A 23,933-nucleotide genomic window follows, 5' to 3' on the forward strand; every position below is an offset into this window, starting at 1 on the left:
AGCCGGATGTCTGAGCCGGAGGCCCTACCGGAGGCCCTACCGGAGGACTACCGGCGGAAGCCGCCGCCTCCGCCGCCGGGGCCCTGCTCCGCCGTGTATTCGCCGGCGGTGACGGTGTCCACCTTCGTGGCGCCGTCGAGCGAGCCCTCACCCAGGCCCGCGCTGACTGTTGCCGTGCCCCCGGTGTAGACGGTGTATTCGGTGCCCGCGGTGATCGCCGCTGAGGAGAAGACCAGCGAGGCAGCAGCTTTGGTGGTGACGAATGCTGCCACCACGGTCCCGGAGGAATCAGCGATCTGGATGACGGTGCCGGCCGGGACGGACGAGCCGAGCGTCACCTGCACGCCGGACTGGGTGGAGGACGCCCCGGGGGTGACCGCCATGCCGGCGCTGCCGGCAGCGGCCATGGTTCCGCCGGATACGGCTAGTTCGCCGTTGACGTCCAGGGCACCGTTCCCGTCGTTCGTGGGGCCGTTGACTACCACGGTGCCGCCGGAAATAGTGGCGTTGCCGTTGGAGTCGAGGCCGTCGCCCTGCGCATTGATGGTCAGCAGGCCGCCGCTGATGTCCACGGTGTAATCGCCCGCTTCCATGCTGCCGCCGCCCATGCCGCCGCCTGCTCCTGTACCCGAAGAAGCCGTGCTGCTGCCGCCCGAGGCGTTCACGCCGTCGTCGTTGGAGGTGATGTTGGCGGTGCCGCCGGACACTACTATGTGCTGGGCCTCCAGGCCCTCCTCGGATTCCTTGACGGTGGTGTCGCCGGCGGCGATGGTGAGGGTGTTGAAGGCCTTGACCCCGTCATCGCCGGCCGACACGGTGAGGGTGCCGCCATTGATGAGGACCCATCCGCGGCCCTCGTCGGTGTCATTGTCGGACTTGAAGCCGTCGTCGGCCGCGGTCACCTGGTAGGCGCCGTCCAGCAGCACGGCGTAGTCCTTGCCCACGATGCCGTCGTCTGCCGCGTCCACCGTCACGGTGCCGCCGGCCAGGACCAGCCCGTCCTTGCTGGAGATGCCGTCGTTGTAGTTGCCGTCCACGGCCAGTGTGCCCGGGCCGGCAATAGTGAGGTCCGCCTTGGAATAGAGGGCGGCGTTGGGGGCGTCCGTTCCCTGATCGGAGTAGGTGGCGGCGTCGCTGATCGAGTTATTGGTGCCGTCCGCCAGGTAGACGATCGCCTCGTCTGCGCTTTCCACCACGAAGGGGGACCCCGTGGAGTTTGCCAGGGTGGCGCCGTCCAGGATGATGCGGACGGTGTCCTCCTCGCCTGCGGCCACCACGATCCTGCCGTCGGTGAGCGCCCCGCTGAGGCGGTAGGTGCCCGCGGCGCTGATGGTGACAGTGTCGCCGTTCACCGAGACGCCGGATGACGACCCGGATGCCACGGCACTGGCGCCGTCCGCCAAGGTCACGGCTACTTCGGAGGCGGCATCCCAGATGAGGTCGTCGCCGTCGAAGTGGGTGTCCTGGGCAAGCGTGTCCAGTGACACCGCCGTGGTGGTGCCGGCGGAGCTGGAGGAGACCGAGCTGGAGGAACCGGTGCTTGAGGTGCCGGTGATGCCGGTGGGGGACGTGCCGGCCACGGAGCAGCCGGCCAGGCCGATGGCGGCTGCCATGGCGGCAACGGAAAGGTAAGTGCGGAGGCTTTTCATGGAGTGTCCTTGGGTGGGGGAGAGCGGGTGGTGAAGCGTGCAGGATGGTGTGCCGGGCAGCGTGCTGTTGGCCAGGCGGTCAACCAGGCGCCCAGTCAGGCGGGTCGGAGGTGGGCCTCTCAGGCGGCTGGGCGGAGGGGGAGGCTGCGGGACAAGGTGCGGTTCCAGCGGTTGGCGGGAAGCTCTGGCCGGAGGGCGGCCATCCCGGTGGCGAACTTGGAGATCCGGGACGGCCTGACGCCGGCTGCCCACAGGTGCCGGTCCAGCGGCCCGGCGGTGGAACCGGACTTGGTCTCGAGGATGACGGCGTCGTGCAGGAGCCACGGCTCCCGGCCTGGCCGCTGCCACGTCACACCGGTATCGATGGTGGCGCGGCTGCCGGACTCCTGGAGGTAGAAGGTGGTCCGCTGGTACCGGGTTTCGAGGACGGGTTCCAGGGTTCCGGCGGGGACTGACCCCACCGCGGCGGCCAGGGTTTCCCGAACATAGTCCAGCCCCTCGGCAGTCAGCCGTGAACGGTCCTCGGGCAGGTATGGAATGCGTTCCTTGACGGTGGCTTCCCGGGCGCCTTCGGTTTTGACTTCCAGGAAGCTGATGGCGCTGTCCACGTAGGTCCGCGTGCGGATCTTGTAGCGGCGCCGCCGGCCGCGGGCTGCCAGCAGGTAGCTGTCCAGGGCGGCGGTGTCGAAGTAGACGGAGTCGTAGGCGAAGCTGCGGGCTCCGTCCATTTCCAGGACCCGCATGTCCGCCCCGAAGGTGGCCAGCAGGTGCCGCGCGGTCCCGGTGGCCAGTACGTATTTGCGGTCCACGCGGGTCTGGAGTGCGGCCTCCGCGTTCAGTTCATCCAGTCCCACGGAGGGGAAGAGATGGAGATTCCCGACGGCGGCGCCCGCGAGGTTCATCGCACGCCTGCCTGGACGTGGCCGGGAAGCTGCTCCGGGCTGGGGATGTACTCAGCGGCGGGGATGGTGCCTGCTGTGGCCGGCGCCGTCGTCGTATATCCCGTGAGGGTTCCCGTGACGGAAGGGGCGGGGTAGGCGGCGGGGGAGTAGGCGTAGCGGACGTCCACGATGGTCTTGTCATTGACCAGGTCCAGCTGCTGGATGGTGGCGGAGTGGACCTTTCCGTGCAGCACTTCCTCCAGCCGGGCGTACAGCTCGCCGTCTTCGGCGATGGCCCGGTCCAGGATGACTGTCTGGTGGCGGTGCGCCGGCAGGACCTTGGGGTGGTCGCCCACGAACATCACCAGCAGGATCAGGGCCATCAGCGAAACGGTCAGCCAGAGCGGCTCGATGCCGAGCCCGGCGATCAGGCCCAGGGCCAGTGCCGAGAAGTAGTAGGCCACCTCGTGCTGGGCCAGTTCGGTGGAGCGGAGCCTGATGATGGACAGGACGCCGAACAGTCCCAGCCCCAGTCCCAGTCCGGCCGCTGAGCCGGACAGTGCAGTGGCGACGGCCAGGACCCCCACGTTCATGCCGAGGTAGGAGACCACCAGGTCGCGCCGGCGGTGGCGGCGGAGGTAGAGGGCGAAGGTGAGGATGCTGATGGCTGCCAGGTCGGCGAGGATGAAAATGAGGTTCATGGGATTCTCCGGAATGTTTTTCGGTGGGCTGTTTCTTACGATGCCCGGCCATACTGTGCAGGTGCTGTGACGGAACCTAGCCGGATATATGAGCTTCGGAGGGGGATTTGCCGGCAGCCTTCCCAGCCTCTTCGCGTGCGGGTTCTGCGGCAGGAAGACGATCCTGCTTCCGGGCGAAAAGCCAGCGCTGCTGTATGGAGAAGCTGATGGCGAGCAGCATGATTTCGGCCAGGATCTTGGCCGCCAGGGCCGGCACGGCAATCGCCTCGAGGGCCCAGATCAGCGCAACGTTGGCGACGAGGAGTACCGCCACCAGGCTGAAATAGCGGAGCCCCGCGGACCGGGCCGGGCGTTGCCTGCCGTGTTCGAACACCACATGGCGGTTCACCAGGAAGTTCACCGCGGAACTCACTGCCCGGGCCCCCAGCACGGCCAGGAGCAACGAATCCACCAGCACAGTGAGCAGCAGGAACACCGTGGTGTCCACCAGGAACGCCGCGAACGATGAACCGAGGAACTTCAGGAGCGGGGCATAGATGCGCACGGAGTCTGCCAGCGGCCGGAAGTGGGAACCGGAGTTGTGGTCCAGGTACACGGTGGCGATGTCCAGGGACTGGATGGAGTAGCCGGCGTTCTTCGCTTCCAGCAACAGGTTCAGCTCGTACTCGTACCGGTCGCCGCGGACGGACCGGAGCCACGGGAGCATGGCAGCCGGGTAGCCGCGGAGCCCGGTTTGGGTGTCCGGGATGCGCTCGCCGGTGGCAAGGGTGAACAGCGCCCTGGTGGCCGTGTTGCCGAGGCGGCTGCGGGCAGGCACGTCCCCTGTGAAGCTCCTGCTGCCGAGCACCAGGGTGGCCGCGCCGCGCTGGTCACTGCCGTTCCCGTGCACCTTGCCGGCCACCCTGAGGATGTCCGTCACCTTGTGCTGGCCGTCGCTGTCCGCACACACCACGTCATGGCCGGGCAGGTTGTCCGCGATGAAGCCGAAGCCGGCCTTCAGGGCGAAGCCCTTCCCCCGGTTGCGTGCGTAGCTGAGGACGTGGCACCCCAGTGCCCTGACGTCGTCGAACACGTCCTTGTAGCCGGGGCCGCTGCCGTCATCAACCACCACGACGGCGGTCCACGGCTCGGCGGCGCGGATCCGGCGGATCAGGGCGGGCAAATGGTGGTCCGGTTCGTAGGCCGGTATCAGGATGATCATGGCCGCCTACCCGGCGATGTAGAGAATGTCGGAGGTGCCGCGTTCCTTGTTCTCGCCCAGCGGGTTGTTGACCAACCCGCCGTTGAAGTACATGGTGGACGATCCGCCGCCGTCGATGTTGTACGCGGTGGTGGCACCCAGGCCCTGCATGATTTCGGCCAGGCCGGTCATGGTGACGCCGGCGCTGTAGCCGGGGCTGCGGCCATCCACCACCACGAACACCAGGTGGTTCTCATCGATGATGCCCACGGCCGTTCGCGGCTGCTCGCCCTGGATGGAGTGGTTGCCGAAGTTGGTGTCCACCTCCACGTCCTCGATGCCGGAAGCCACCTCACCGTTGTCGAGGAGGGACGGGCCGAAGGAGAGGGTGTTCCAGACGCCGTCCGCCAGTAATTGTTCGGCGGTGGTGCTGGTTTCGTCGTAGACCTTGACCGTGCCGTCGCGGTAGAAGGCGAGGCCCTGCCGGGCGCCTTCGTCGCGGAACACCACGCCGTTGCGGATCACGATGCCGGTGTCCCGGAACCCGTAGTAATCGCCGTTGATGGCGAAGATGGCGTTGTTCGCCTCGGCGATGGCGGAGGTGGTTTCGGTGATGTTCTCGCCGAAACTGTCGTTGGCGAAGGCGGACTGCAGCGTGGTGGCGTCAGCGAGCACGACGTCGGCAACGTAGTACGTGACGGTGCTGTCGCCGCTGCCGGTGGTCACCGTGGAGATGCTGATGTTGGACGCATCCGACGTGTAGGACGTATCAGTGGTGACTGCTGCGGTGCCGGATCCGTCGCTGGACGCGGTGGTGGTGCCGGACTCGGCAGTGCCGCTTTGGGCGGTCCCGGCCTGGCTGGCTTGGTATGCGGAGACGTCCGAAATCTCCACATGCTGGACCACGAACCGGTCCAGCGCCCAGGCGGTGGCGCCGCCGGCGGAAAGAGTAAGGGCTACGGCCCCGGCGATGACGGCTCGCCTGACGCGGCCTGGTTTACGTTTGGTGGTCTGCTGGGATGTCATGCCCCATTTCTACGGAGGCAAGTTAGCAGAAGGATTTGCCGTTGATGTGATTGGCCTGTGAAATGTGGGGAGCCTCTGGGCTGGAGGCCGCCGGGGCAGGCGCAGCGGGGCAAAGCCGGTTGGCCAGGTCCTTGAGTTCCTACGGGTGGAAGGGCTTGGTGAGGTAGGCGGCTGCGCCCGAGGCCATCCCGGCCAGGACATCGTCCTCTTCGGAGCGGGCGGTCAGGAACAGCAGCGGCGCCTTGCTCAGCGCCCGGACGGCCCGCGCCACCACGTGGCCGTCCATGTCCGGCAGCCCAAGGTCCAGCGTTACCAGCGAAACCGACGGGTCGGCTGCGGCGGCGATGCCCTCAGCACCGCTCGCCACTGCCCGCACCTCGAATCCGGCGCGCGTCAGGACCACGGTGATGAGACCGCGGATATCGTCGTTGTCCTCCACCACAAGGCAGACACGTTGTTGTTCCATCGAAGCCCCCCAGGCCAAAAGATGGCATCAGTCTAGCGTGGCGGGGCTAGCCGTCGTAGTGTGTCTTCGCCGGCCCCTGGCCCAGGGAGTTGACCACCGCGCTGGCCACCTCGTGCAGTTTGGAGTTGCGGGTGCTGGAAGCGGTCTTGAGGATATCGAAGGCGTCCTGCTGGCTGCACCGGTTCTGCGCCATGATGATGCCCACGGCCATATCGATCACGGTCCGGGATTCAAGCGTGGCGCGCAGGTTTGCCGCCGTCTCGCTGTAGTGGGCAAAGCGCACCGCCAGGCGGAGGGCCAGCGATGTCTGGCCGACGAAATCCTCGGCGAACTTGAGCGCCCGCCCCTCGAAACGGTGCGGCCGCCGAGAATACAGGAGCAGGGCGGCCTTGGTTTCGCCCTCCAGCCGGAACGGCAGTGCAAGCACAGAACGGATCCCCTGGCCCAGGACGGCCTCGGCATACTCCGGCCAGCTGCCGTCCTTTTCCAGGTCCGGCACATGCACTGTCACCTTCTCCAAGGACGCCGTCAGGCTGGGCGTCTCCGGGTACTGGTGCTCGAGGAGGCCGAGCGATGCGGCTTCCGGGCTGCTGCTGGCCACGGTTGCGGGCTTGCGCTGCCGAAGAAGCGCGATGGCGCACAAAATCTCGTCGCCGGGTTCGGAAAGATTGCGTGCGGACACCTGCGCCAGTTCATTAAGGAAGTCCTCAACGTCGGAGCTGCTGAGGACCAGCTCGTGCAGGTGTTCAGTGATGGATGTATCGGTTTTAGCTGTTGACTCGCTGGCCACGATTCTCTGGTGCCATTCGCTCAGGTCAAAACGAGCCAGGCAACATGGACACCGGCCGGCGGGAAGCCGGAAGGGGTTCAGGTCGCTGGATCGACGAACTTTCCAACGGCCTGCTGCTAAACCGATATTCAGAAGTATATACATGGCTTTGCAGGCGAAAGTGTCATGTTTCCGCGCCCCCACCACTGGCGGACGCGGGGTGTTCCCGGCAGAATGAAGCGGTCGCCGCGGCTGCGGTGGCAACCGGACGCCAACGGACACTTCGCCGGAGGGACGCGAACATGACAAGACTGCTCATCATCGGTCCGCCGGGTTCGGGCAAGGGGACGCAGGCCGAACACCTTGCCCGCCACTTCAACGTTCCGGCCGTCTCCACGGGCGACATTTTCCGCAGCAACGTGAGCAGGGAAACGGAGCTTGGCCGCCAGGCCGCGGGATATCTCGACGGCGGCAGTTTCGTTCCGGACCACCTCACCAATGCGCTCGTCAGGGACCGGCTGCAGGACACGGACGTCCGTTCCGGTTTCCTGCTGGACGGCTATCCCCGCACCGCGCCGCAGGTGGCGGAGCTGGACAGCATGCTGGCCGAGCAGGGCCGGGTGCTGGATGCCGTCATTGAACTGCTGGCCCCTGACGCCGAACTGGAGCAGCGCATGCACCGGCGGGCACAGGAGCAGGGCCGCTCGGATGACACAGAGGAGGTGTTCCGCCGAAGGCTGGAGCTCTATCACACGGACACGCATGAAGTAGTCTCGGCCTATGCGGGCCGCGGACTGTTGGTGTCCGTGGACGGCACCGGAGACCCCGGGGAGATCACCGCCCAGGCCATCGCCGCCGTCGAAAAATTCCTGGCCGCTTTCCCTCCCCGCACCTGACCGGCCCCACCAGAAAAGGACACCCCCATGAAGATTGCCGTCACCGGCGGAAACGGAAAACTTGGCCGGCATGTGGTCCGCCGCCTGACGGATGACGGCCACCAGGTCCTCACCCTGGACCGGGCGGGAGCGCGCAGCCCAGGGCTCCTGGTGGTGGACCTGCGCAACTATGGCCAGGTGCTGGACGCCCTGTTAGGGGTGGATGACCGCCACGACGGGTTCGACGCCGTGGTGCACCTTGGTGCCATACCGGCGCCGGGCATCCTTCCGGACGCCGCCACGTTCGAGAACAACATGCTGTCCACCTACAACGTCTTCCAGGCCGCGCGGCGCGCCGGGATCAAGAAGGTGGTGTACGCCTCCAGCGAGACGGTGCTTGGGCTGCCGTTCGACGTCGACCCGCCCTACATTCCCGTGGACGAGGAGTACCCGGCCCGGCCCGAAAGCACGTACTCCCTGGTCAAGAAGCTGGAAGAGCAGATGGCCGTGGAAATGACCCGCTGGGACCCGGACCTCAGCATCGTGGGACTGCGGTTCTCAAACGTCATGGACATCGAAGACTATGAGCGGTTCCCGTCCTTCGACTCCGACGCGATGCTGCGCAAGTGGAACCTCTGGGGCTACATCGACGGACGCGACGGCGCGCTGGCGGTAGTGAAGGCACTCGAGAACGGAAAGCCGGGGTTCGAAGCGTTCATCGTGGCCAACGCGGACACCGTCATGAGCCGGTCCAGCGCCAGCCTCGCCGCAGAGGTCTTCCCCGCCGTCAAGGTCACCAAGGATCTCGGCGAGCACGAAACCATGCTGTCCATCGACAAGGCCCGGCGGCTCCTCGGATTCGAGCCCGAGCACAGCTGGCGCGACCACCAGGGCGCGGGCGCAGCGGGCGCCGATGGGGGTGCCGGAGACCAGGAGGACTGAGTCTCCGCAGGAACCCCCAAGGGTTCGCGCAGGATCCTGCAAGGACGCCGCGGCGCGTCGCAACGGGCTCCTATCCTTTTGGTAATGGCGGCGCTTCCCGGCCCGCCAATCAGCCAAATTCCAAGGACCCAGCCATCCGTACCCCATTCTTTGCGCTGCCCTCCGCCGCAGCCGTGCTCTCCGCCGTCGCAGGTCTTGCCGTCCTTTCCGCCTCGGCCCTGGTGACGGCCGGGCCGGCGGGCGCCGCGCCCACGACGGATCCCGGCGCGGCCGTACGCTACATCGTCCAGTACCGGGCCGCCACGGACGTCGACACAGAGGCGGCCGGCCTGCGGAAGCAGGGCATCGGCGTCGGGCGCACCTTCACGCACGCGGTGCGGGCCGCCGTCGTTACCGCCAACCCGGCCCAGGCCGCGGCGCTGGCGCGGTCCGCACGCGTCGCCTCTGTGGAACCGGACGCGCCGGTCAGGCTCGCGGGGTCGCAGCAGCCTGCGCCCTGGGGGCTTGACCGCGTGGACCAGCGGCCGTTGCCGCTGTCCGGCTCCTACACCTGGACGGCCACCGGTTCCGGCGTGACGGCGTACGTGGTGGACACCGGGGTCCTGGCCCAGCATGCCGAGTTCGGCGGGCGGGTGGCGGCCGGCTGGACCGCTGTGAATGACGGCCTGGGCTCCGGGGACTGCAACGGCCACGGCACGCACGTTGCCGGTACCGTCGCCGGCTCCACCTACGGCGTGGCCAAAGCCGCCACAGTAGTGCCCGTGCGCGTGCTGGACTGCAGCGGTTCCGGGCATAACTCCGATGTTGTGGCAGGACTCGACTGGGTGGCCGCCAACCACCCCGCCGGCGCCCCGGCAGTGGTCAACCTCAGCCTGGGCGGCACGGCCAGCACGGCCGTGGACGCGGCCATCCAGGCAGTGATGGACGACGGCGTTGCGGCAGTGGTTGCCGCGGGCAATTCCGCCGTGGACGCTTGCGGCAGTTCGCCGGCCCGGGTGCCCGGGGCCATCACCGTAGCGGCCAGCGATTCCACGGACCGGCAGGCGGCCTTCTCCAACTTCGGCCCCTGCGTGGACCTCTACGCGCCGGGCGTTGGCATCACGTCCGCTTACTACACCTCCACCAGCGCCACGGCATCAATGTCCGGAACGTCCATGGCCTCCCCGCACGTCGCCGGAGCTGCGGCGCTGCTGCTGTCCCAGAACCGTTCACTCACCCCGGCCCAGGTGGCGGCCGCCCTGGTTTCCACCACAACAACCGGGGTGATCGGCGGAGCGTCCGGCGGAACACCCAACCGCCTGCTCTTCGCGGCAGGTACGGCTCCTGCTCCTGCGCCCGCGCCGGTTCCTGCACCCGCCCCGGTTCCTGCGCCCACCGTGACGTCAGCGTCCCCGGCCGCGAACTCCACGGCCGTTGCCGCGGGAACCAACGTGACTGCAACCTTCAGCGCCGCCGTCCAGGGCGTTGGCGCTGCAACGTTCACAGTGAAGAACTCCGCCGGCGGCACCATTCCCGCCACCGTCACCTACAACGCCGCCACCCGGACAGCCACACTCGACCCGTCCGGCAACCTCCCGGCAGACGGTACCTACACGGCCACGCTCACCGGGGGCACCACGGCCATCCGTGATGCCGCCGGGACGCCCCTGGGCACCACCAGTTGGCGGTTCACCACCGGACCCGCCCCGGTAGTCACGGCCTTTACCCCTGGCAGCAACGCCCTGCTGGTCCGGCGGGCGAACAACATCACCGCCACCTTCAGCGAGGCTGTGCAGGGCGTGGGCGGATCCTCCTTCACAGTGCGGAACGCGGCCACCGGCGCCCTGGTTGCCGCCACGGTTTCCCTGAACGGCGCCACCAACCAGTGGATCCTCGACCCCCAGCAACCGCTGGCCGCCCGGACCAAATACACGGTGACCGTTGCCGGCGGGACGGCCATCCGCGACCTTGCCGGGAACCCGCTGGCCGGAAAGAGCTGGCAGTTCACCACGGGATCCCTTTAGCAGCGATAATCTTCACCCTAAGCAATCTTCTTATCGAAGCTGCGCTGGATGAACACTCACTGGGCATTGACCCACGCGGCAAGGACGGACACCACGGTGGCACAGCACGAAACAGCAGGCTCCGGAACGTCCCGCACGGCGGCCGGCAGGAAGCCCGGGCGCTGGCGGGCCTTCCACGACAAGTTCGTGGTGGAGGAACGCTTTGTGGAACCGGAGGACCGGCGGGGCCTCTACCGCGCCTCGGTCATCCTGGCTGTGGCTGGCCTGGCACTGTTCATCGCCACCCTGGTCAGCGTGGTGCAGGCGGACGGCCTGTCCGCGGCAGACAGCCCGGTCCGCGACTGGCTGCTGACGGAGCGCTCCGGCGCCCTCACCGCCGTCATGATCTTCCTGGCCGTGGTCTTCGGCCCCATCGCGCTGCCCATCATCGTCCTGGTGGTCATCGTGGTGTGGGGATTCGCGGCGAAGCACGCCTGGCGCCCCATCCTTCTGGCTTCAGCAATGCTCAGCGGCGTCATCATCTCGCAGATCATCCTGCACATCGTCCAGCGGTCCCGCCCGCCGGAGGACACGATGCTCTTCGGAATCGACCACACCTTTTCCTTCCCGTCCGGCCACGTCCTGGGCGCCTGCGACTTCCTGCTGGTGGGCACCTTCCTGATCTTTTCGCGCCGCAGGAACACCCGGGCTGCCGTGTTCGGGTTCGTCGGTGCCGGTGTGGGCATCGTGCTGGCGTCGGTGAGCAGGCTGTACCTGGGCTACCACTGGCTGACCGACACCCTCGCCTCGTTTTCGCTCTCGCTGCTGATCCTGGGCGGCGTGATTGCGCTGGATACCTGGCGGACAGCGAGGGTCCCGGGCGAACGGGTCACGGGGGAGCTGTCCAAGGCGGAAACCCCGCGCGACTGAGGCTGGTCAGCCCGACGGCCGCTGCCGGGCGCGCTTCAGGGCGCTGTGCAGCTTCAGGTTCGCGGCTTCGAGTTCCAGCACCATGGCTACCCCGGCAAGGTTCAGACCCTGTTCCAGCAGCTCGCCAATCCGCAGCAGCACCGCGATGTCATCCTCGCTGTACTGCCGCGTCCCGCCGGAGGTCCGGGCCGGCGTCAACAGGCCCTTGGTCTCGTAAAGGCGGATGTTCTGCTGGCCCGTGCCGGTGAGCCGGGCCGCTACCGAAATGGCGTAAACCGCAGTGGAACCGGGCCGCGCGGAAGGGGGGACCTGCGGTTCGGCCATGCGTCCTCCAGGTATTCGGTGCGGTCTTGCTTCAGTTTTTCACGGGTGCTATAAAAAATCTATATCAGCCACCATAGAACTTGCGCCGTAAGAAGAAGACTCGAAACACCTGTCCCGCACCAACAAGCTGCAAGGAGTGGGCGATGATGGCCGGCCCTCCGGACTACTACGCCATCCTGAACGTGCCGCCCGACGCCGGCCGTCTGGACATTGCGCGGGCCTACCGCGGCCTCATGCGCACCCACCATCCCGACGTCGGCCCGGCGGATCCCGCCCAGGGCACGCCGCACGACGAGCTGCTGCGGATTATGGACGCCTACGGGGTGTTGAACGACCCGGCCCGGCGGGCGGCCTATGACCGGCAACGGGCTTTGTCGACGGGCAAGACCATATCGACAGGCCAGCCCCTGTCCACAACCCGGCCCGCCGCTGTCCGGAAGGTACCCGGCAACGGCGGAGCCCCCGGAGACATCATCCGCGTCACGCCCGTGCGCTGGGAGAGCGGGCCATGGGCCTGACTCCCGGCAGCCGGGGAAGCATCCAACGCACACACAACATCACACAATGAGGAAGGAGAGAGCCGCATGAGCGAGTGGCGGCGTTACGATTCACACCTGATCCCGGCGTTCCATGAACGCTTTGAACGGCGGTGGGGCAAAGGGACGGCACCCTTCCTGGACCCTGAAGCCCACGAGGAGCCGGTGCCGCGGGCGCAGTGGATCAACCCGTCAACCGGCGCAGCCCTTGCTGTGGTGCCGGTGTGGACCGTGGATGAAAGGCAGCAGCGGTCCTTCGGCGTTTTCTACCTGCCGCCTGGGGGTGACATCTGGGTCCTGAGACCGGGTTACACCGCCTACCTTGAACCTGCCGACGGCGAACCCGAACACCTGGTCACCCTGCGCAATGATGCGTTCCGGAAGGCCGTGGCCCACGCCAAGGATTTCCTCTTCGGCTCCCAGTAGCCGTCCGCAGCAGGCTCACTGACGGGCGCCGCAGCGGTTCCTCGTCAGAGGGCATTTGCTGTGCCATCCTGAGACGTACTTATCCGCCGATCACCACAAAGGCAGCCCGATGCACATCTCCGCCAAGGACCTCGCAGCAATCATTCCTCCGGGGTTCACGCTCGGCGTCGCCACCGCTGCCATCCAGATCGAGGGGGCCCTGGACGAGGACGGCCGCGGTCCCGCAGGCTGGGACGTTTTCGCCGCCAAGCCAGGCGCGATCGTGGAGGACCACAGCCCTGCGGTAACCACGGACCACTACCACCGGATGCCGCAGGACGTTGCCCTCATGAAGCAGCTGGGAGTGGACTCGTACCGGTTCTCCTTCGCCTGGCCGAGGATCCAGCCCACCGGCCGCGGACCCGCCAACAGTGCAGGCCTCGCGTTCTACGACCGGCTCCTCGACGAGCTCCTCGCCAACGGAATCTCCCCAATGGCCACCATCTACCACTGGGATACGCCGCTCGCGCTGGACGAGGCGGACGGCTGGATGAACCGTGACACCGCCTACCGGCTGGGGGAGTATGCCGCCATCCTTGCGGAAAAGTTCGGCGACCGGGTTGCCCGCTGGGTCACCATCAACGAACCGGCCACCGTTACCACCAACGGCTACACGCTGGGCCTGCACTCCCCGGGCAAGGAGCTGATGCTGGGTGCCTTCCCCACGGTGCACCACCAGCTGCTGGGCCATGGACTTGCCGTGCAGGCGCTGCGTGCCGCCAAGGTCCCCGGCGAAATCGGGATGACCAATGTCTACTCACCCATGGTCCCCAACTCCATCAATCCGCTGGACCGGATCAGTGCCGGCCTCATGGACCTCGCCCAGAACCGGCTGTACGCGGATCCGGTCCTCACCGGAAAATACCCGGACCTCATCAGGGCCGCGAAGTTCTTCTCCTCCTTTGAGCATCCCGAGGAGGACATGCAGCTGATCTCCCAGCCGCTGGATTTCTACGGGCTCAACTACTACATGCCCACCAAGGTGGCCGTGGGCCCCGGCGGCGGGGCAGTCCCGGCCAGCATGGCCGAAGCTATGGGCAGCGACCTGAGCGCGGCAGGCAGCGGCGGAACGCCCTTCCACGTGGAAACCTGGCCCGAAGCGGACATCACGTCCTACGGCTGGCCGGTGAAGCCCGAGTACATCGGGGTGGCGCTGAAGGAAATGGCTGAGCGCTACCCCAACCTCCCGCCCGTCATCCTCACCGAGGGCGGCGCAAGCTTCGAGGACATCATCGTCCGGGACAAATCCACCAATACCCGGTTCATTCCGGACGAGCGGCGCCTGAAGTACCTTTCGGACCACCTTGAGACGGCCCTGCGCGCCACCGCTCCCGGGGGCGAAGCGGAGTCCGTTGACCTGCGCGGCTACTACGTCTGGTCACTGCTGGACAATTTTGAGTGGTCAGCAGGCTTCAACCAGCCGTTCGGGCTGTTGCACGTGGACTTCGAGACCCTTGAGCGCACCCCCAAGGCGTCCTACTTCTGGCTGCAGGAACTCATTGAAGAGCGGGACCTGTTCCAGGCTGCAAGTGCGGCAATCGCCCAGGCAGTCATCCCGGAGGACGCCGCCTAGTTCCACGTTCAGGCGGAGCGTGTTTCCTAGAGCAGGTCCAGCATGCCCAGTTGCTTGGCCATGCCGGCCCCATCGGGGGAGTAGATCCACGGCACCTTGGACGCGGTGTGGTCCCCGTCCTCTGAGTGGCCGCCGGCAAAAACCGACTCGCTGACGGACAGTTGGCGGATGGCGATGGCCGCCACCTTGTCCGGGTTCTCGGAGGCGAAGCCGGAGTAGATGGCTTCGTCGTGCTGGCCGTTGTCCCCGATGAGGAGCCAGCGCATGTCCGGGAACTCCTTGCTGAGCCGTTCCAGGTTGCGGTGCTTGTGGTCCTGGCCGCTGCGGAACCAGCGGTCCTGCGTCAGGCCCCAGTCCGTCAGCAGCAACGGCCCGGATGGGTACATGTTGCGGCCCAGGAACCTGGCCAGGGTGGGCGCAGCGTTCCACGGCCCGGTGGAGAGGTAAATGACAGGGGCATCGGGGTGTTCGATGGTCAGCCGGTCCAGCAGCACGGCCATCCCCGGCGTTGCCATGCGCGCCCGCTCGCTGAGGACGAACGTGTTCCACAGGGCCAGGAATGGACGGGGCAGTGCCGTCACCATCACGGTGTCATCAATGTCGGACACGATGCCGAACTTCACGTCGGGGGCAATGACGTGGATCAGGGCTTCAGCCGGCTCGGTGCCCTCAGCCTGCAGTGTCGCTGTGTGCCAGCCCGGCGACAACTGGACGTCCACCTCGGTGTCCACCAGGCCGCCCCGGTCCGCCTGTACGTGGGTGACAACATCGCCGATGGTGATCTCGACGTCGGTGAACTGCAGTGGCACGCCGGTAAAGGCGCGCCAGCCGCGGACGTTCTGGGTAGCGTTCTTTGCCTCCTGCTCGGCCTGGCTTCCGGGAAGCGGCTTCTGCGTCATCAGCACGCGGCCAAGGACCCGGATGCGGCTGGTGGATCCGTAGCCCTGGTAGGCAATGGTTCGGGGCACGAAGTCCCAGCGCCTTGCGAGCCGGATCCGGAAGCTGTTGAACCCGTCGGAGATGCGGTGGGCCAGGCGGAAGGCCTGGTTCCCGCCAAGCTCGGGCCGGCTCTCCGGAATCTGTCCAGGCTGCCCGGAAGCGGGCTGGGTTGCGGGCTGGGTCGGGTTCTGCGGCGCCGGGTCCATGGTTCCACTCTGCCACAGGGCGGCGGCCCATGTGGCGATGTGTGTGGGAGCCGGCGGCACAGTATGACGTCAGGCGCCCAGGATGGCGCGCAGGGTCCGGGCGTTGCGCACCGCGTGCCCGCCGCCGTCGTTATTGAAATAGGCGTACACGTCCAGCCCGTTGGCTGCCCAGCCGCGGATCCTCGCCGCCCACCAGTGGAGGTCGTCGTCCGAATAGGAGCCGGCGTAGAGGTGCTGGTGGTCAGGCCCGTGCAGCCGGACGTAGGTGAACGGGGCGGTGGTCTGTAGCAGGCACGGCAGATTGGCTCCGCTCATGATGCAGTAGGCGGCGCCGTGCCGCTCGAGGATGGTCAGGACTTCCGGGCAGTCCCAGGTGGGGTGCCGGAATTCCACGGTGACCCGGATCCATTCGGGCAGCGCGGCCAGGAAGTAATCCAGCCGGGCGTCGTCCCGCTCCAGCTGCGGCGGAAGCTGGACCAGGAGTACCGCCCGCTTGTCCCCGAGTTCGTGCCAGCAGCGGGCAATCCGGTCCACCCAGACTTCGGGCTGGTACAGCTTCCGCGCGTGCGTGAGGCCGCGCGGAGCCTTAACGGACATGCTGAAGCCCGGGGGCAGCCGGCGGTTCCAGCCGGCAAAGGTGGTGTCCCGGGGCCAGCGGTAGAAGCTGGCGTTCAACTCCACGGTGCTGAACTGCGAGACATAATGGGCCAGCCGGTCCTTCGCCGGCAGGCCGGGCGGGTACAGGACGTTCTCCCAGTGGTCATAGCTCCAGCCTGAGGTGCCGATATGGACTGCCACCCCTGCAGGCTACACCGGGTCCCCTGCGGTTTACCCGGATCGGGGAGCACGTTTGTGGCAGGGTAAGGTCATGGCGCGAATCGAAGATTATGCGGTAGTCGGCGACCTTCAGACCGGGGCGCTGATCAGCAAAGAAGGTTCCATCGACTGGCTGTGCCTGCCCAGGTTCGACTCTCCGGCCTGCTTCACCGCATTGCTGGACACGCCCGATGCCGGCCGCTGGCTGCTGGCACCCGAAAGCGGCGGGCCGTGCACCCGGCGCGGATACCGGGACGGCAGCCTGATCCTGGAAACCGAATGGGACACCCCCGACGGAACGGTGCGGGTCATCGACTTCATGCCGCCGCGTGACTCCGTGGCGGACATCGTGCGGATCGTCGAGGGCGTCAGCGGCACCGTGAAAATGCACTGCGAGCTGGTCCTGCGGTTCGACTACGGCCACATCGTTCCGTGGGTACGCCGGGACAAGCACGGCCTGCACGCCATCGCCGGGCCCGACGCTGCCTACTTCGTGACGCCGGCGGAGGTGCACGGCGAGAACATGCACACCGTGGGCGACTTCACCGTCAGCGCCGGAGAACGCATCCCGTTCGTCCTCACGTGGGCTCCCAGCCACGTGGGTCGTCCGCACTCGGTGGACGCAGAAAAGGTCCTGGACACCACCTTCGCCTTCTGGCGCGGCTGGACCACGCAGTGCACGGTGCAGGGCGAATACCAGGAGGCGGTGGTGCGCTCGCTGGTGACCCTCAAGGCGCTCACCTACGCACCAACGGGCGGCATCGTGGCTGCCGTGACCACCTCCCTGCCCGAACAGCCCGGGGGTCCGCGCAACTGGGATTACCGGTACTGCTGGCTGCGGGACGCCACCATGACGCTGCAGGCGCTCCTGGCCGCCGGCTACACCGCCGAAGCGGCGGCCTGGCGGGAATGGCTGCTGCGCGCGGTGGCCGGGGACCCCGCGGACCTGCAGATCATGTACGGCATCCATGGCGAGCGGCGCCTGCCCGAGCTGGAGCTGCCCTGGCTCAGGGGATATGAAAACTCGGCGCCCGTGCGGATCGGCAACGCGGCAGCCGAGCAGCTGCAGCTGGACGTGTGGGGCGAGGTGCTGGACTGCCTGGCGCTCACCCGCAATTCACTGCTGAGGCATCCGGACGATTCGTGGGACCTGCAGTGCGCACTGATGACCCACCTGGAAACCATCTGGGACCAGCCGGACAACGGGCTGTGGGAAATGCGCGGCCCCCGCCGTCACTTCACCCACTCGAAGGTCATGGCGTGGGTTGCCGCCGACCGGATGGTGAAGGGCGTCAGGGAGTCCGGGCTGCCGGGGCCGGTGGAGCGGTGGGAGGCGCTGCGTGACACCATCCACCGGGATGTGATGGACAACGGATTCGACGCCGAACGCAACACCTTCGTGCAGTCCTACGGCAGCCAGGAACTTGATGCCAGCCTGCTGCTGATCCCGCGCGTGGGCTTCCTGCCGCCGGACGATCCCCGCGTCATCGGGACCATCGAGGCGATCCAGCGCGAGCTGACCGAAGACGGGTTCGTGCTGCGCTACCGTCCGGAAAAGAGCGACGACGGCCTGCCGGGGAGCGAGGGCGTCTTCCTCGCGTGCTCGTTCTGGCTGGTGGAGGCGCTGCTCGGCGCGGGCCGGCATGAGGAGTCGCGCGAACTGTTCGAGCGGCTCCTGGAGCTGCGCAATGACGTGGGGCTCCTGAGCGAGGAATGGGCAGTCCGCGCGGGCCGGCAGCTGGGCAACACCCCGCAGGCGTTCAGCCACTTTGCCCTTGTGACTAGCGCTTTGGAGCTGCATCAGGATACCGTTCGGCGGAGTGACACCCCTATCCCGCCGGAGTCGGCGGGGCGGCGCTGAGGCGGTGCCGGTACGGGGCTGAACTTTCCCTTCGCAGAATAGATAAGTAGACTTACTAACACCTCATGGAGTGCTCCACAAGCACAATGCCGTGACTGACGGAGGAGGAGTGATTCGCATGGCCGGGTATTTTGAGCTCGTTGATGCCCCTGACGGTGGCTACAGGGTCAGGATGATGGACGGGGCGGGGCACATGATGGCGATCTCGGTGACCTTCCCAACGAAGCGGGCGGCGGTGGCCGGAGTGGCCATGGCCCGTGAAATTGCAGGGACAGGCCTCATTCGGGATAAAAGCCTGGACGGTGCCGGAACGGTGATCAGGGAACGGGTCCGGCCGGTGGCAACGCCCAAGGAAGAAGCTGCCCGGCACAAGAAGGCCCCGGAGGCCAGGCGGGCCGCGGTGGGCTGATGGGCCAGCAGGACACGCCGCCGGCGTCTAACGGAACACGCCGCCGGGGGGTTCTCTTTGACGTCGACGGAACGCTGATCGATTCGTCGTACCTTCACACCGTTTCCTGGTGGGGCGCCTTCCGCCAGTTCGGCTACGACATTCCGATGGCCTCCATCCACTACCTCGTGGGCATGGGCGGGGACCGGCTGGTTGACACCCTGCTGCCCGCGGACCGGGACCGCAGCGCCGATGCGGACATCATGGACAGCCATGGCGCACTGTATGGCGCCCACTGGCCCTCGCTGCGTGCTTTTGACGGCTCGAAGGACCTGCTGGCCCAGTGCCATGCCGGTGGCCTCGCCGTCGCCCTGGCCTCATCGGCCCGGGAAAAAGACCTGCAGGTCATGAAGGGCATCCTTGACGCCGACGCCTTCATCGATGCCGCCACCAGCTCCAAGGATGCCGAGGAAAGCAAGCCTGCCCCGGACATCCTGGCTGCTGCCCTGGAAGCGATCAACGTAGAGCCTGCCGATGCTGTCTTCGTTGGAGACGCGGTCTGGGATATGAAGGCCGCGGCCGCTCTCGGCATCCCCGCGGTGGGTGTCACCTGCGGCGGAATCAGCGCCGATGTGCTCCGGGAAGCCGGCGCCGTGGACGTCTACGACAGCCCCGCCGACCTGTTGCGGAACCTGGCCGGCAGCGCCATCGGGAAGCTGCTGAACCGCGGCAGCTAGCCCGGGTTTTCATGGAAGAGCCGCCTGCAGCGTCCTCCTCGGTCATCAGCATGCTTACTTTTTGCCCGAAAATTCGATAGCGTCGAATGATGGGCGCACGGCCCGGACTGCGAGGAAAAGGAGAACACCGTGAAAGCACTGACCTGGCAAGGAAAACGATCAGTCAGCGTCGAAGAAGTACCCGATCCCGTGATCCAGGAGCCCACCGATGCGATCGTACGCATCACCTCCACGGCGATCTGCGGGTCCGACCTGCACTTGTACGAGGTCCTGGGGCCCTACATGCACAAGGGCGACGTGATCGGCCACGAACCCATGGGCATCGTGGAAGAAGTGGGAAGCGCCGTCACCAACCTGCGCAAGGGTGACCGCGTGGTGATCCCGTTCAACATCTCCTGCGGCTCCTGCTACATGTGCAAGCTGGGGCTGCAGTCGCAGTGCGAAACCACCCAGGTCAAGGAAAAGGGCTCCGGAGCGGCCCTCTTCGGCTACTCCGAACTGTACGGCTCGGTCCCGGGCGGCCAGGCCGAGTACCTCCGCGTCCCGCACGCCGATTACGGACCCGTCAAGGTGGGGACCGAGCTGCCGGACGAACGGTACCTGTTCCTCTCTGACATCCTCCCCACGGCATGGCAGGCGGTGGAGTACGCGGACGTGCAGCCCGGCGGCACCCTTGCGGTGCTGGGGCTCGGGCCGGTAGGACAGTTCGCCGCCCGCATCGGCGTCCAGCGCGGCTTCAACGTGGTGGGCGTGGACCCCGTCCCGGAACGCCGCGCCATGGCGGCCCGGCACGGCGTGGACACGTTCGCCTACACCAAGTCCCTCGGTGACGAACTGCGGGAGAAGACAGCCGGAAGGGGTCCTGACGCGGTGGTGGACGCCGTCGGGATGGAAGCCCATGGCTCCCCGGTGGCCGGATTCGCGCACCAGGCACTGGGACTGCTGCCGGACAAGCTGGCGCAAAAGGCCATGGAGACCGCCGGCGTTGACCGCCTCGCCGCACTGCACACGGCTATCGACGCCGTCCGGCGCGGCGGAACGCTGTCCCTCAGCGGCGTCTACGGCGGCCAGGCCAGCCCCATGCCGCTGCTGACCATGTTCGACAAGCAGATCCAGGTGCGGATGGGCCAATGCAACGTGCGGCGCTGGACGGATGACATCCTCCCGCTGGTGGAGGACGACGCCGATCCGCTGGGCGTCATGGACCTCGTCACCCACCGCTCGGGCCTGGACGGGGCACCGGCACTCTACGAGAAGTTCCAGAAGAAGGAAGACGGCTGCATCAAGGTTGTCCTCAACCCGGGCGCCTGAGCCGCAGCACGAACGCCGCTCAGCACAGGTGGTTGAGCGCGTCCTGGGACACGTCCGTGAGCTCGGAAATCAACGGGTTGACCCCCAGGGTAGGCGGTTCGGGGGGATAAGCCACCGCCATGGCCAGCTGGGTCTTGCCGTCCTCGCTGGTCATGACAATGGTTCCGTAGCCGTCGGTATCGCCGGGCAGGCCGTAGTAGAAGCGGTTGTTGCAGGTGTTGTTCCAGCGGCGCAGCGCAAAGCCGTAGTACTGCAGGTAGCCGCCCTTCATGGCAGTCACACTGTCCGGCGGGAGCAGTTCACCCGTCAGGAGCGCGGCGTAGAACCGGTTCACTTCCGGGAGGGTGGAAACTGCTCCGGACGAGGGAGCCTCCGCCTGCCATTCGGGCATGGTGGCATCCAGGCGCGCTCCGCCTACCGTGACGTAGCCATGGACCATGCCTGGAAGGCCCGGCCCGCCAAGCCGGGTTGCAGCCAGTCCCAGCGGACGCGCTATGTCCGTGTCCAGGGCCTGTGCAATGTCCTGGCCGCGGAGCCGTTCCACGATCAGGGCCAGCGCCGCGTAGTCGGTCCGCGAATAGTTGAAGATCCGTGCCAGCCGCGGCTCCCACGGGACGGTGGCCGCCAGGGTCAGTTGCTGTTCGAGGCTGACCTTCCGGACCGTGACCTGTTCCCAGGAGCCGGATGCCAGCAGTGGATCGGTGAAGTCGGGCAGCCCCGATTCATGGGTTAAAAGCTGGCGCACGCTGACGGGGCCGGGCGGATGCAGGACGCTCCCGAACTCCGGCAGGTAGCGGCTCACGGGGTCCTCGAGGCCCAACTTTCCTTCGGCCACCAGCTTCAGCACGGATACCGCCACGAATGATTCGGTGATGCCGCCAACCCGGACGGGGTCGGACGCCGTTGCAGGTTCGCGCGTTTCCAGGCTCCGCACCCCGGCCGCGTGAGTCCAGGATTTGCCTCCGTACCGGACGTCAATCAGGACAGCGGGTGCGCCCTCGCCGATCATGCGGTCGCTGAAAGCTTCCAGGAGGGCGAAAGCGGCAGCTGTGTCCGGGTCCGTCGGAGTGGGATCCGGAGGGCGGGGTTCGCCGGTGCAGCCGGCAGCTGCGATCAGGGCCGTGCACAGGGCAGCAGCCGCCCGTATCCATCCGCCGCCCCGGCGCGCACCCATGGACCCATTTTCCCCCCCAACCCAGCAGCAGCACCTGTCCTTTTGGGGATCCAAAACGGGCAGATGCTGCTACTGGGGTGGAAGGGGCGAGGCGCCTAGGTGAGCTTCACCTGGCGGTTCATGTCCTTGTACAGCAGGTAGCGGAATTCGCCGGGGCCGCCGGCGTAGCAGGCCTGCGGGCAGAAGGCGCGCAGCCACATGAAGTCGCCTGCCTCCACCTCCACCCAGTCGTTGTTGAGCAGGTACATGGCCTTGCCCTCCAGGACGTACAGGCCGTGCTCCATGACGTGGGTTTCGGGGAACGGGATGACGCCGCCGGGCTGGAACGTCACGATGTTCACCTGCATGTCGTGCGCCAGGTCGCTGGAGTCGGTAAACCGCGTGGTCTTCCAGGCGTCGTTGGTGTCCGGCATGGACGTCGGCTGGACGTCCTTTTCGTTGGTGACGAAGGACTTGGCCTCGAAGCCTTCCAGCCGTTCGTAGGCCTTGCGGATCCAGTGGAAGGACACGACGTCGTCCGACACGTTCTCGAGGCCCCATTCCGCGCCGGCGGCAAGGTACGCGTAGCCGCCTTCCTCGAGCTGGTGCAGTTCGCCGTCGAGGGTGAGGTTGACCTGTCCGCGGGTCACGAAGACCACGCCTTCGACGCCGGCTTCGAACTCGGCCTTGGGTGCGCCGCCGCCGGGGCCGATCTCCACGATCAGCTGGGAGAACGTGGTGGCGAAGCCCGAGATGGGGCGGGCGATGATCCACGAGCGGGTGTTCGCGAAGCCGGGCAGGTTGGACGTGACGATGTCCGTCATGACGCCCTTGGGGATCACGGTGTAGGCCTCGGTGACGATGGCCCGTTCGGTGGTCAGGTGCGTCTGCGGGGGCAGGCCGCCGGTGGGGGAGTAGTACTTACCCATGGAGGAGATCCTTTGCTGAGGTGGTGGAGGTGGCGAGCCGCGGGTGCGCCAGTGCGGTGAGCTGGGGAATCCCGACGCCGGCCAGCGCCTGGACTTCCTCGGCACCTACTGCGCCGCACTGGACGCCGCGGAGGACGAAGGCGGCCAGGGCACGGGCGGTGGCGGGCTCGTCCATGACGCCGCCTTCGGTGCGTTCGACATAGTTGCGGAGGCGGGCAGCGGCAGCCGGGAGGCCTTCGCGGTAGAAGGCATAGGTGGCGGCGAACCGGCTGGGAAGCTGGGCCGGGTGCAGGTCCCAGCCCTGGTAGTAGCCGCGTTCCAGGGACCGGCGGACCAGCCGTCCGTGCAGCCGCCAGGCATTCTCCACGTTGTCGCCCACCGGAATGATGTTGGTGGACCCGTCGGAGAGCCGGATGCCGGTGCCGGCGACGGCCAGCTGCATGACTTCCTTGGCGAAATCGGCCACAGGGTGCTCCATGGACTGGTATTCGGCGGAGATCTGCAGTGAGGCGGAGTAGTCGTAGGTGCCGTAGTGCAGCCCGCTGATGCGGCCCGGCACGGCATGCGGCAGCTGCGCCACCGGCGAGGTGCCGTCCGGGCCCAGGATCAGCTGGGGTGTTTCCACCTGGACCTCGAAGCGCAGCCGCCCGGCGGGCAGCGAGTGGACTTCCTCCAGCCGGGACACTGCGTAGTCCATGGCCCGGACCTGGGCCACGGTGGTGACCTTGGGCAGGGTCAGGACCAGTCCCTCGGGCAGCTCGCCGGCAGCGGCGAGTCCGGACACGAACAGGTCCAGGGTGCGCAGGCCGCGGGCCCGGGTGGCTGCTTCGAAGCATTTGAAGCGGATGCCGACGAACGGGGGAGCGGACCCGGCCGCGACGGCCTGGGCCACCGCGGAAGCCGCGGCAACAGCGGCGGCGTCCTCGGCGTCGTCGCCCCTGTCCCCGAAGCCGTCCTCGAAGTCCAGGCGCAGGTCCTCGATGGGTTCGCTGGCGAGCTTGGCTTCGACGCGTGCGGCCACGGCCTCGGCCAGGCCGGGTTCCTGCCCCAGGAGCCGGCCCAGTTTGCCGTAGCCGCCGTGCGCGTCCACGGTGGCCCTGGCCTCGGCGCCCCACTGGGCAGCGAACGACGGCGTGAACCGGTCCGCAGGTACGTACACCGTGTGTACGGGCTGGCGGGAGCCGTCGTCGCCGGGGTAGTTCTGCTCGAGCAGGTGGTCCGTGGCGGCCAGCTGACCGTCGATGGCGGCGAGGTCTCCCGCGGACAGCGAGGGTTTGGGTGTTGCGGCCATGCC

At 67.2% G+C, this 23,933-nt stretch carries 24 protein-coding genes; 11 read left to right on the forward strand and 13 right to left on the reverse strand.

Annotation, left to right across the window (positions count from 1 at the left end):
- Window positions 1-47 precede the first annotated feature (47 nt).
- The 7 genes from AC1DBN_RS12625 to AC1DBN_RS12655 form a co-directional block, all read right to left on the reverse strand.
- Entirely contained in the window at window positions 48-1,649 is a 1,602-nt protein-coding gene (locus tag AC1DBN_RS12625) for a carbohydrate-binding domain-containing protein (RefSeq protein WP_477723342.1), read from the reverse strand.
- A gap of 119 nt (window positions 1,650-1,768) precedes the next feature.
- Entirely contained in the window at window positions 1,769-2,551 is a 783-nt protein-coding gene (locus AC1DBN_RS12630; RefSeq protein ID WP_091723100.1) for a polyphosphate polymerase domain-containing protein, read from the reverse strand.
- Entirely contained in the window at window positions 2,548-3,231 is a 684-nt protein-coding gene (locus AC1DBN_RS12635; protein ID WP_091723098.1) for a DUF4956 domain-containing protein, read from the reverse strand. The genes AC1DBN_RS12630 and AC1DBN_RS12635 overlap by 4 nt, the downstream gene beginning before the upstream one ends.
- Window positions 3,232-3,307: 76 nt before the next feature.
- Window positions 3,308-4,432, reverse strand: coding sequence for a GtrA family protein (locus AC1DBN_RS12640; protein WP_477723343.1), 1,125 nt, complete (start codon window positions 4,430-4,432; stop codon window positions 3,308-3,310).
- 6 nt (window positions 4,433-4,438) lie between these two features.
- Complete coding sequence (locus AC1DBN_RS12645) at window positions 4,439-5,437, reverse strand: phosphodiester glycosidase family protein (protein WP_477723344.1); 999 nt, start codon at window positions 5,435-5,437, stop codon at window positions 4,439-4,441.
- Between the two features lie 139 nt (window positions 5,438-5,576).
- Window positions 5,577-5,903, reverse strand: a complete 327-nt coding sequence (locus tag AC1DBN_RS12650; protein ID WP_477723345.1) for a response regulator transcription factor — start codon at window positions 5,901-5,903, stop codon at window positions 5,577-5,579.
- A gap of 46 nt (window positions 5,904-5,949) precedes the next feature.
- On the reverse strand, window positions 5,950-6,693 hold the full coding sequence (locus AC1DBN_RS12655) for a GAF and ANTAR domain-containing protein (RefSeq protein ID WP_091723088.1): 744 nt from the start codon (window positions 6,691-6,693) through the stop codon (window positions 5,950-5,952).
- A gap of 281 nt (window positions 6,694-6,974) precedes the next feature.
- Here AC1DBN_RS12655 and AC1DBN_RS12660 point away from each other — a divergent pair, with 281 nt between their 5' ends.
- The 4 genes from AC1DBN_RS12660 to AC1DBN_RS12675 all read left to right on the forward strand — a co-directional run bounded on the left by AC1DBN_RS12660 (window position 6,975) and on the right by AC1DBN_RS12675 (window position 11,401).
- Window positions 6,975-7,568, forward strand: a complete 594-nt coding sequence (locus AC1DBN_RS12660) for an adenylate kinase (RefSeq protein WP_477723346.1) — start codon at window positions 6,975-6,977, stop codon at window positions 7,566-7,568.
- Between the two features lie 27 nt (window positions 7,569-7,595).
- Window positions 7,596-8,489, forward strand: a complete 894-nt coding sequence (locus AC1DBN_RS12665; RefSeq protein ID WP_314215085.1) for an NAD-dependent epimerase/dehydratase family protein — start codon at window positions 7,596-7,598, stop codon at window positions 8,487-8,489.
- Between the two features lie 173 nt (window positions 8,490-8,662).
- Window positions 8,663-10,492 (forward strand): S8 family serine peptidase, encoded by a 1,830-nt coding sequence (locus AC1DBN_RS12670; RefSeq protein WP_477723347.1) that lies wholly within the window; start codon window positions 8,663-8,665, stop codon window positions 10,490-10,492.
- A gap of 48 nt (window positions 10,493-10,540) precedes the next feature.
- The gene (locus AC1DBN_RS12675; RefSeq protein WP_314215088.1) at window positions 10,541-11,401 is read left to right on the forward strand and encodes a phosphatase PAP2 family protein; all 861 of its coding nucleotides are present in this window, start codon (window positions 10,541-10,543) and stop codon (window positions 11,399-11,401) included.
- Between the two features lie 6 nt (window positions 11,402-11,407).
- Here AC1DBN_RS12675 and AC1DBN_RS12680 read toward each other — a convergent pair whose 3' ends face one another.
- Window positions 11,408-11,725, reverse strand: a complete 318-nt coding sequence (locus tag AC1DBN_RS12680; RefSeq protein WP_091723077.1) for a MerR family transcriptional regulator — start codon at window positions 11,723-11,725, stop codon at window positions 11,408-11,410.
- A gap of 143 nt (window positions 11,726-11,868) precedes the next feature.
- Between AC1DBN_RS12680 and AC1DBN_RS12685 the strand changes: the two genes are divergently transcribed.
- The 3 genes from AC1DBN_RS12685 (at window position 11,869) to AC1DBN_RS12695 (ending at window position 14,299) form a co-directional block, all read left to right on the forward strand.
- Entirely contained in the window at window positions 11,869-12,243 is a 375-nt protein-coding gene (locus tag AC1DBN_RS12685) for a J domain-containing protein (RefSeq protein ID WP_231994353.1), read from the forward strand.
- A gap of 66 nt (window positions 12,244-12,309) precedes the next feature.
- The gene (locus tag AC1DBN_RS12690) at window positions 12,310-12,687 is read left to right on the forward strand and encodes a hypothetical protein (RefSeq protein ID WP_314215091.1); all 378 of its coding nucleotides are present in this window, start codon (window positions 12,310-12,312) and stop codon (window positions 12,685-12,687) included.
- Between the two features lie 109 nt (window positions 12,688-12,796).
- Window positions 12,797-14,299, forward strand: coding sequence for a glycoside hydrolase family 1 protein (locus AC1DBN_RS12695; RefSeq protein WP_091723072.1), 1,503 nt, complete (start codon window positions 12,797-12,799; stop codon window positions 14,297-14,299).
- Window positions 14,300-14,325: 26 nt separating this feature from the next.
- On the opposite strand, the gene AC1DBN_RS12700 is transcribed toward AC1DBN_RS12695, so the two are convergent.
- Together AC1DBN_RS12700 and AC1DBN_RS12705 are read right to left on the reverse strand one after the other, a co-directional pair.
- Window positions 14,326-15,444, reverse strand: coding sequence for an App1 family protein (locus AC1DBN_RS12700; RefSeq protein WP_091723069.1), 1,119 nt, complete (start codon window positions 15,442-15,444; stop codon window positions 14,326-14,328).
- A 69-nt stretch (window positions 15,445-15,513) separates the two neighbouring features.
- Window positions 15,514-16,242 carry a DUF72 domain-containing protein gene (locus tag AC1DBN_RS12705; RefSeq protein WP_477723348.1) on the reverse strand — a complete coding sequence of 243 codons (729 nt, stop codon included), beginning with the start codon at window positions 16,240-16,242 and terminating at the stop codon, window positions 15,514-15,516.
- Window positions 16,243-16,312: 70 nt separating this feature from the next.
- Between AC1DBN_RS12705 and AC1DBN_RS12710 the strand changes: the two genes are divergently transcribed.
- From AC1DBN_RS12710 to AC1DBN_RS12725, 4 genes are all read left to right on the forward strand, one after another.
- Window positions 16,313-18,121, forward strand: a complete 1,809-nt coding sequence (locus tag AC1DBN_RS12710; protein WP_477723349.1) for a glycoside hydrolase family 15 protein — start codon at window positions 16,313-16,315, stop codon at window positions 18,119-18,121.
- 118 nt (window positions 18,122-18,239) lie between these two features.
- Window positions 18,240-18,530 (forward strand): hypothetical protein, encoded by a 291-nt coding sequence (locus tag AC1DBN_RS12715; RefSeq protein ID WP_477723350.1) that lies wholly within the window; start codon window positions 18,240-18,242, stop codon window positions 18,528-18,530.
- Complete coding sequence (locus tag AC1DBN_RS12720) at window positions 18,530-19,246, forward strand: HAD family hydrolase (protein ID WP_477723351.1); 717 nt, start codon at window positions 18,530-18,532, stop codon at window positions 19,244-19,246. The genes AC1DBN_RS12715 and AC1DBN_RS12720 overlap by 1 nt, the downstream gene beginning before the upstream one ends.
- A gap of 129 nt (window positions 19,247-19,375) precedes the next feature.
- Window positions 19,376-20,557, forward strand: a complete 1,182-nt coding sequence (locus AC1DBN_RS12725; protein ID WP_477723352.1) for a zinc-dependent alcohol dehydrogenase — start codon at window positions 19,376-19,378, stop codon at window positions 20,555-20,557.
- 19 nt (window positions 20,558-20,576) lie between these two features.
- Here AC1DBN_RS12725 and AC1DBN_RS12730 read toward each other — a convergent pair whose 3' ends face one another.
- The 3 genes from AC1DBN_RS12730 to AC1DBN_RS12740 form a co-directional block, all read right to left on the reverse strand.
- On the reverse strand, window positions 20,577-21,731 hold the full coding sequence (locus tag AC1DBN_RS12730) for a serine hydrolase domain-containing protein (protein WP_477723353.1): 1,155 nt from the start codon (window positions 21,729-21,731) through the stop codon (window positions 20,577-20,579).
- Between the two features lie 95 nt (window positions 21,732-21,826).
- The gene (locus AC1DBN_RS12735; RefSeq protein WP_091723056.1) at window positions 21,827-22,639 is read right to left on the reverse strand and encodes a bifunctional allantoicase/(S)-ureidoglycine aminohydrolase; all 813 of its coding nucleotides are present in this window, start codon (window positions 22,637-22,639) and stop codon (window positions 21,827-21,829) included.
- A complete protein-coding gene (locus tag AC1DBN_RS12740) occupies window positions 22,632-23,930 on the reverse strand; it encodes a DUF6986 family protein (protein WP_477723354.1) in 1,299 nt (432 codons plus the stop codon). The genes AC1DBN_RS12735 and AC1DBN_RS12740 overlap by 8 nt, the downstream gene beginning before the upstream one ends.
- Window positions 23,931-23,933 lie beyond the last annotated feature (3 nt).

The sequence above is a fragment of the Pseudarthrobacter sp. 10T415 genome, assembly GCF_056394175.1.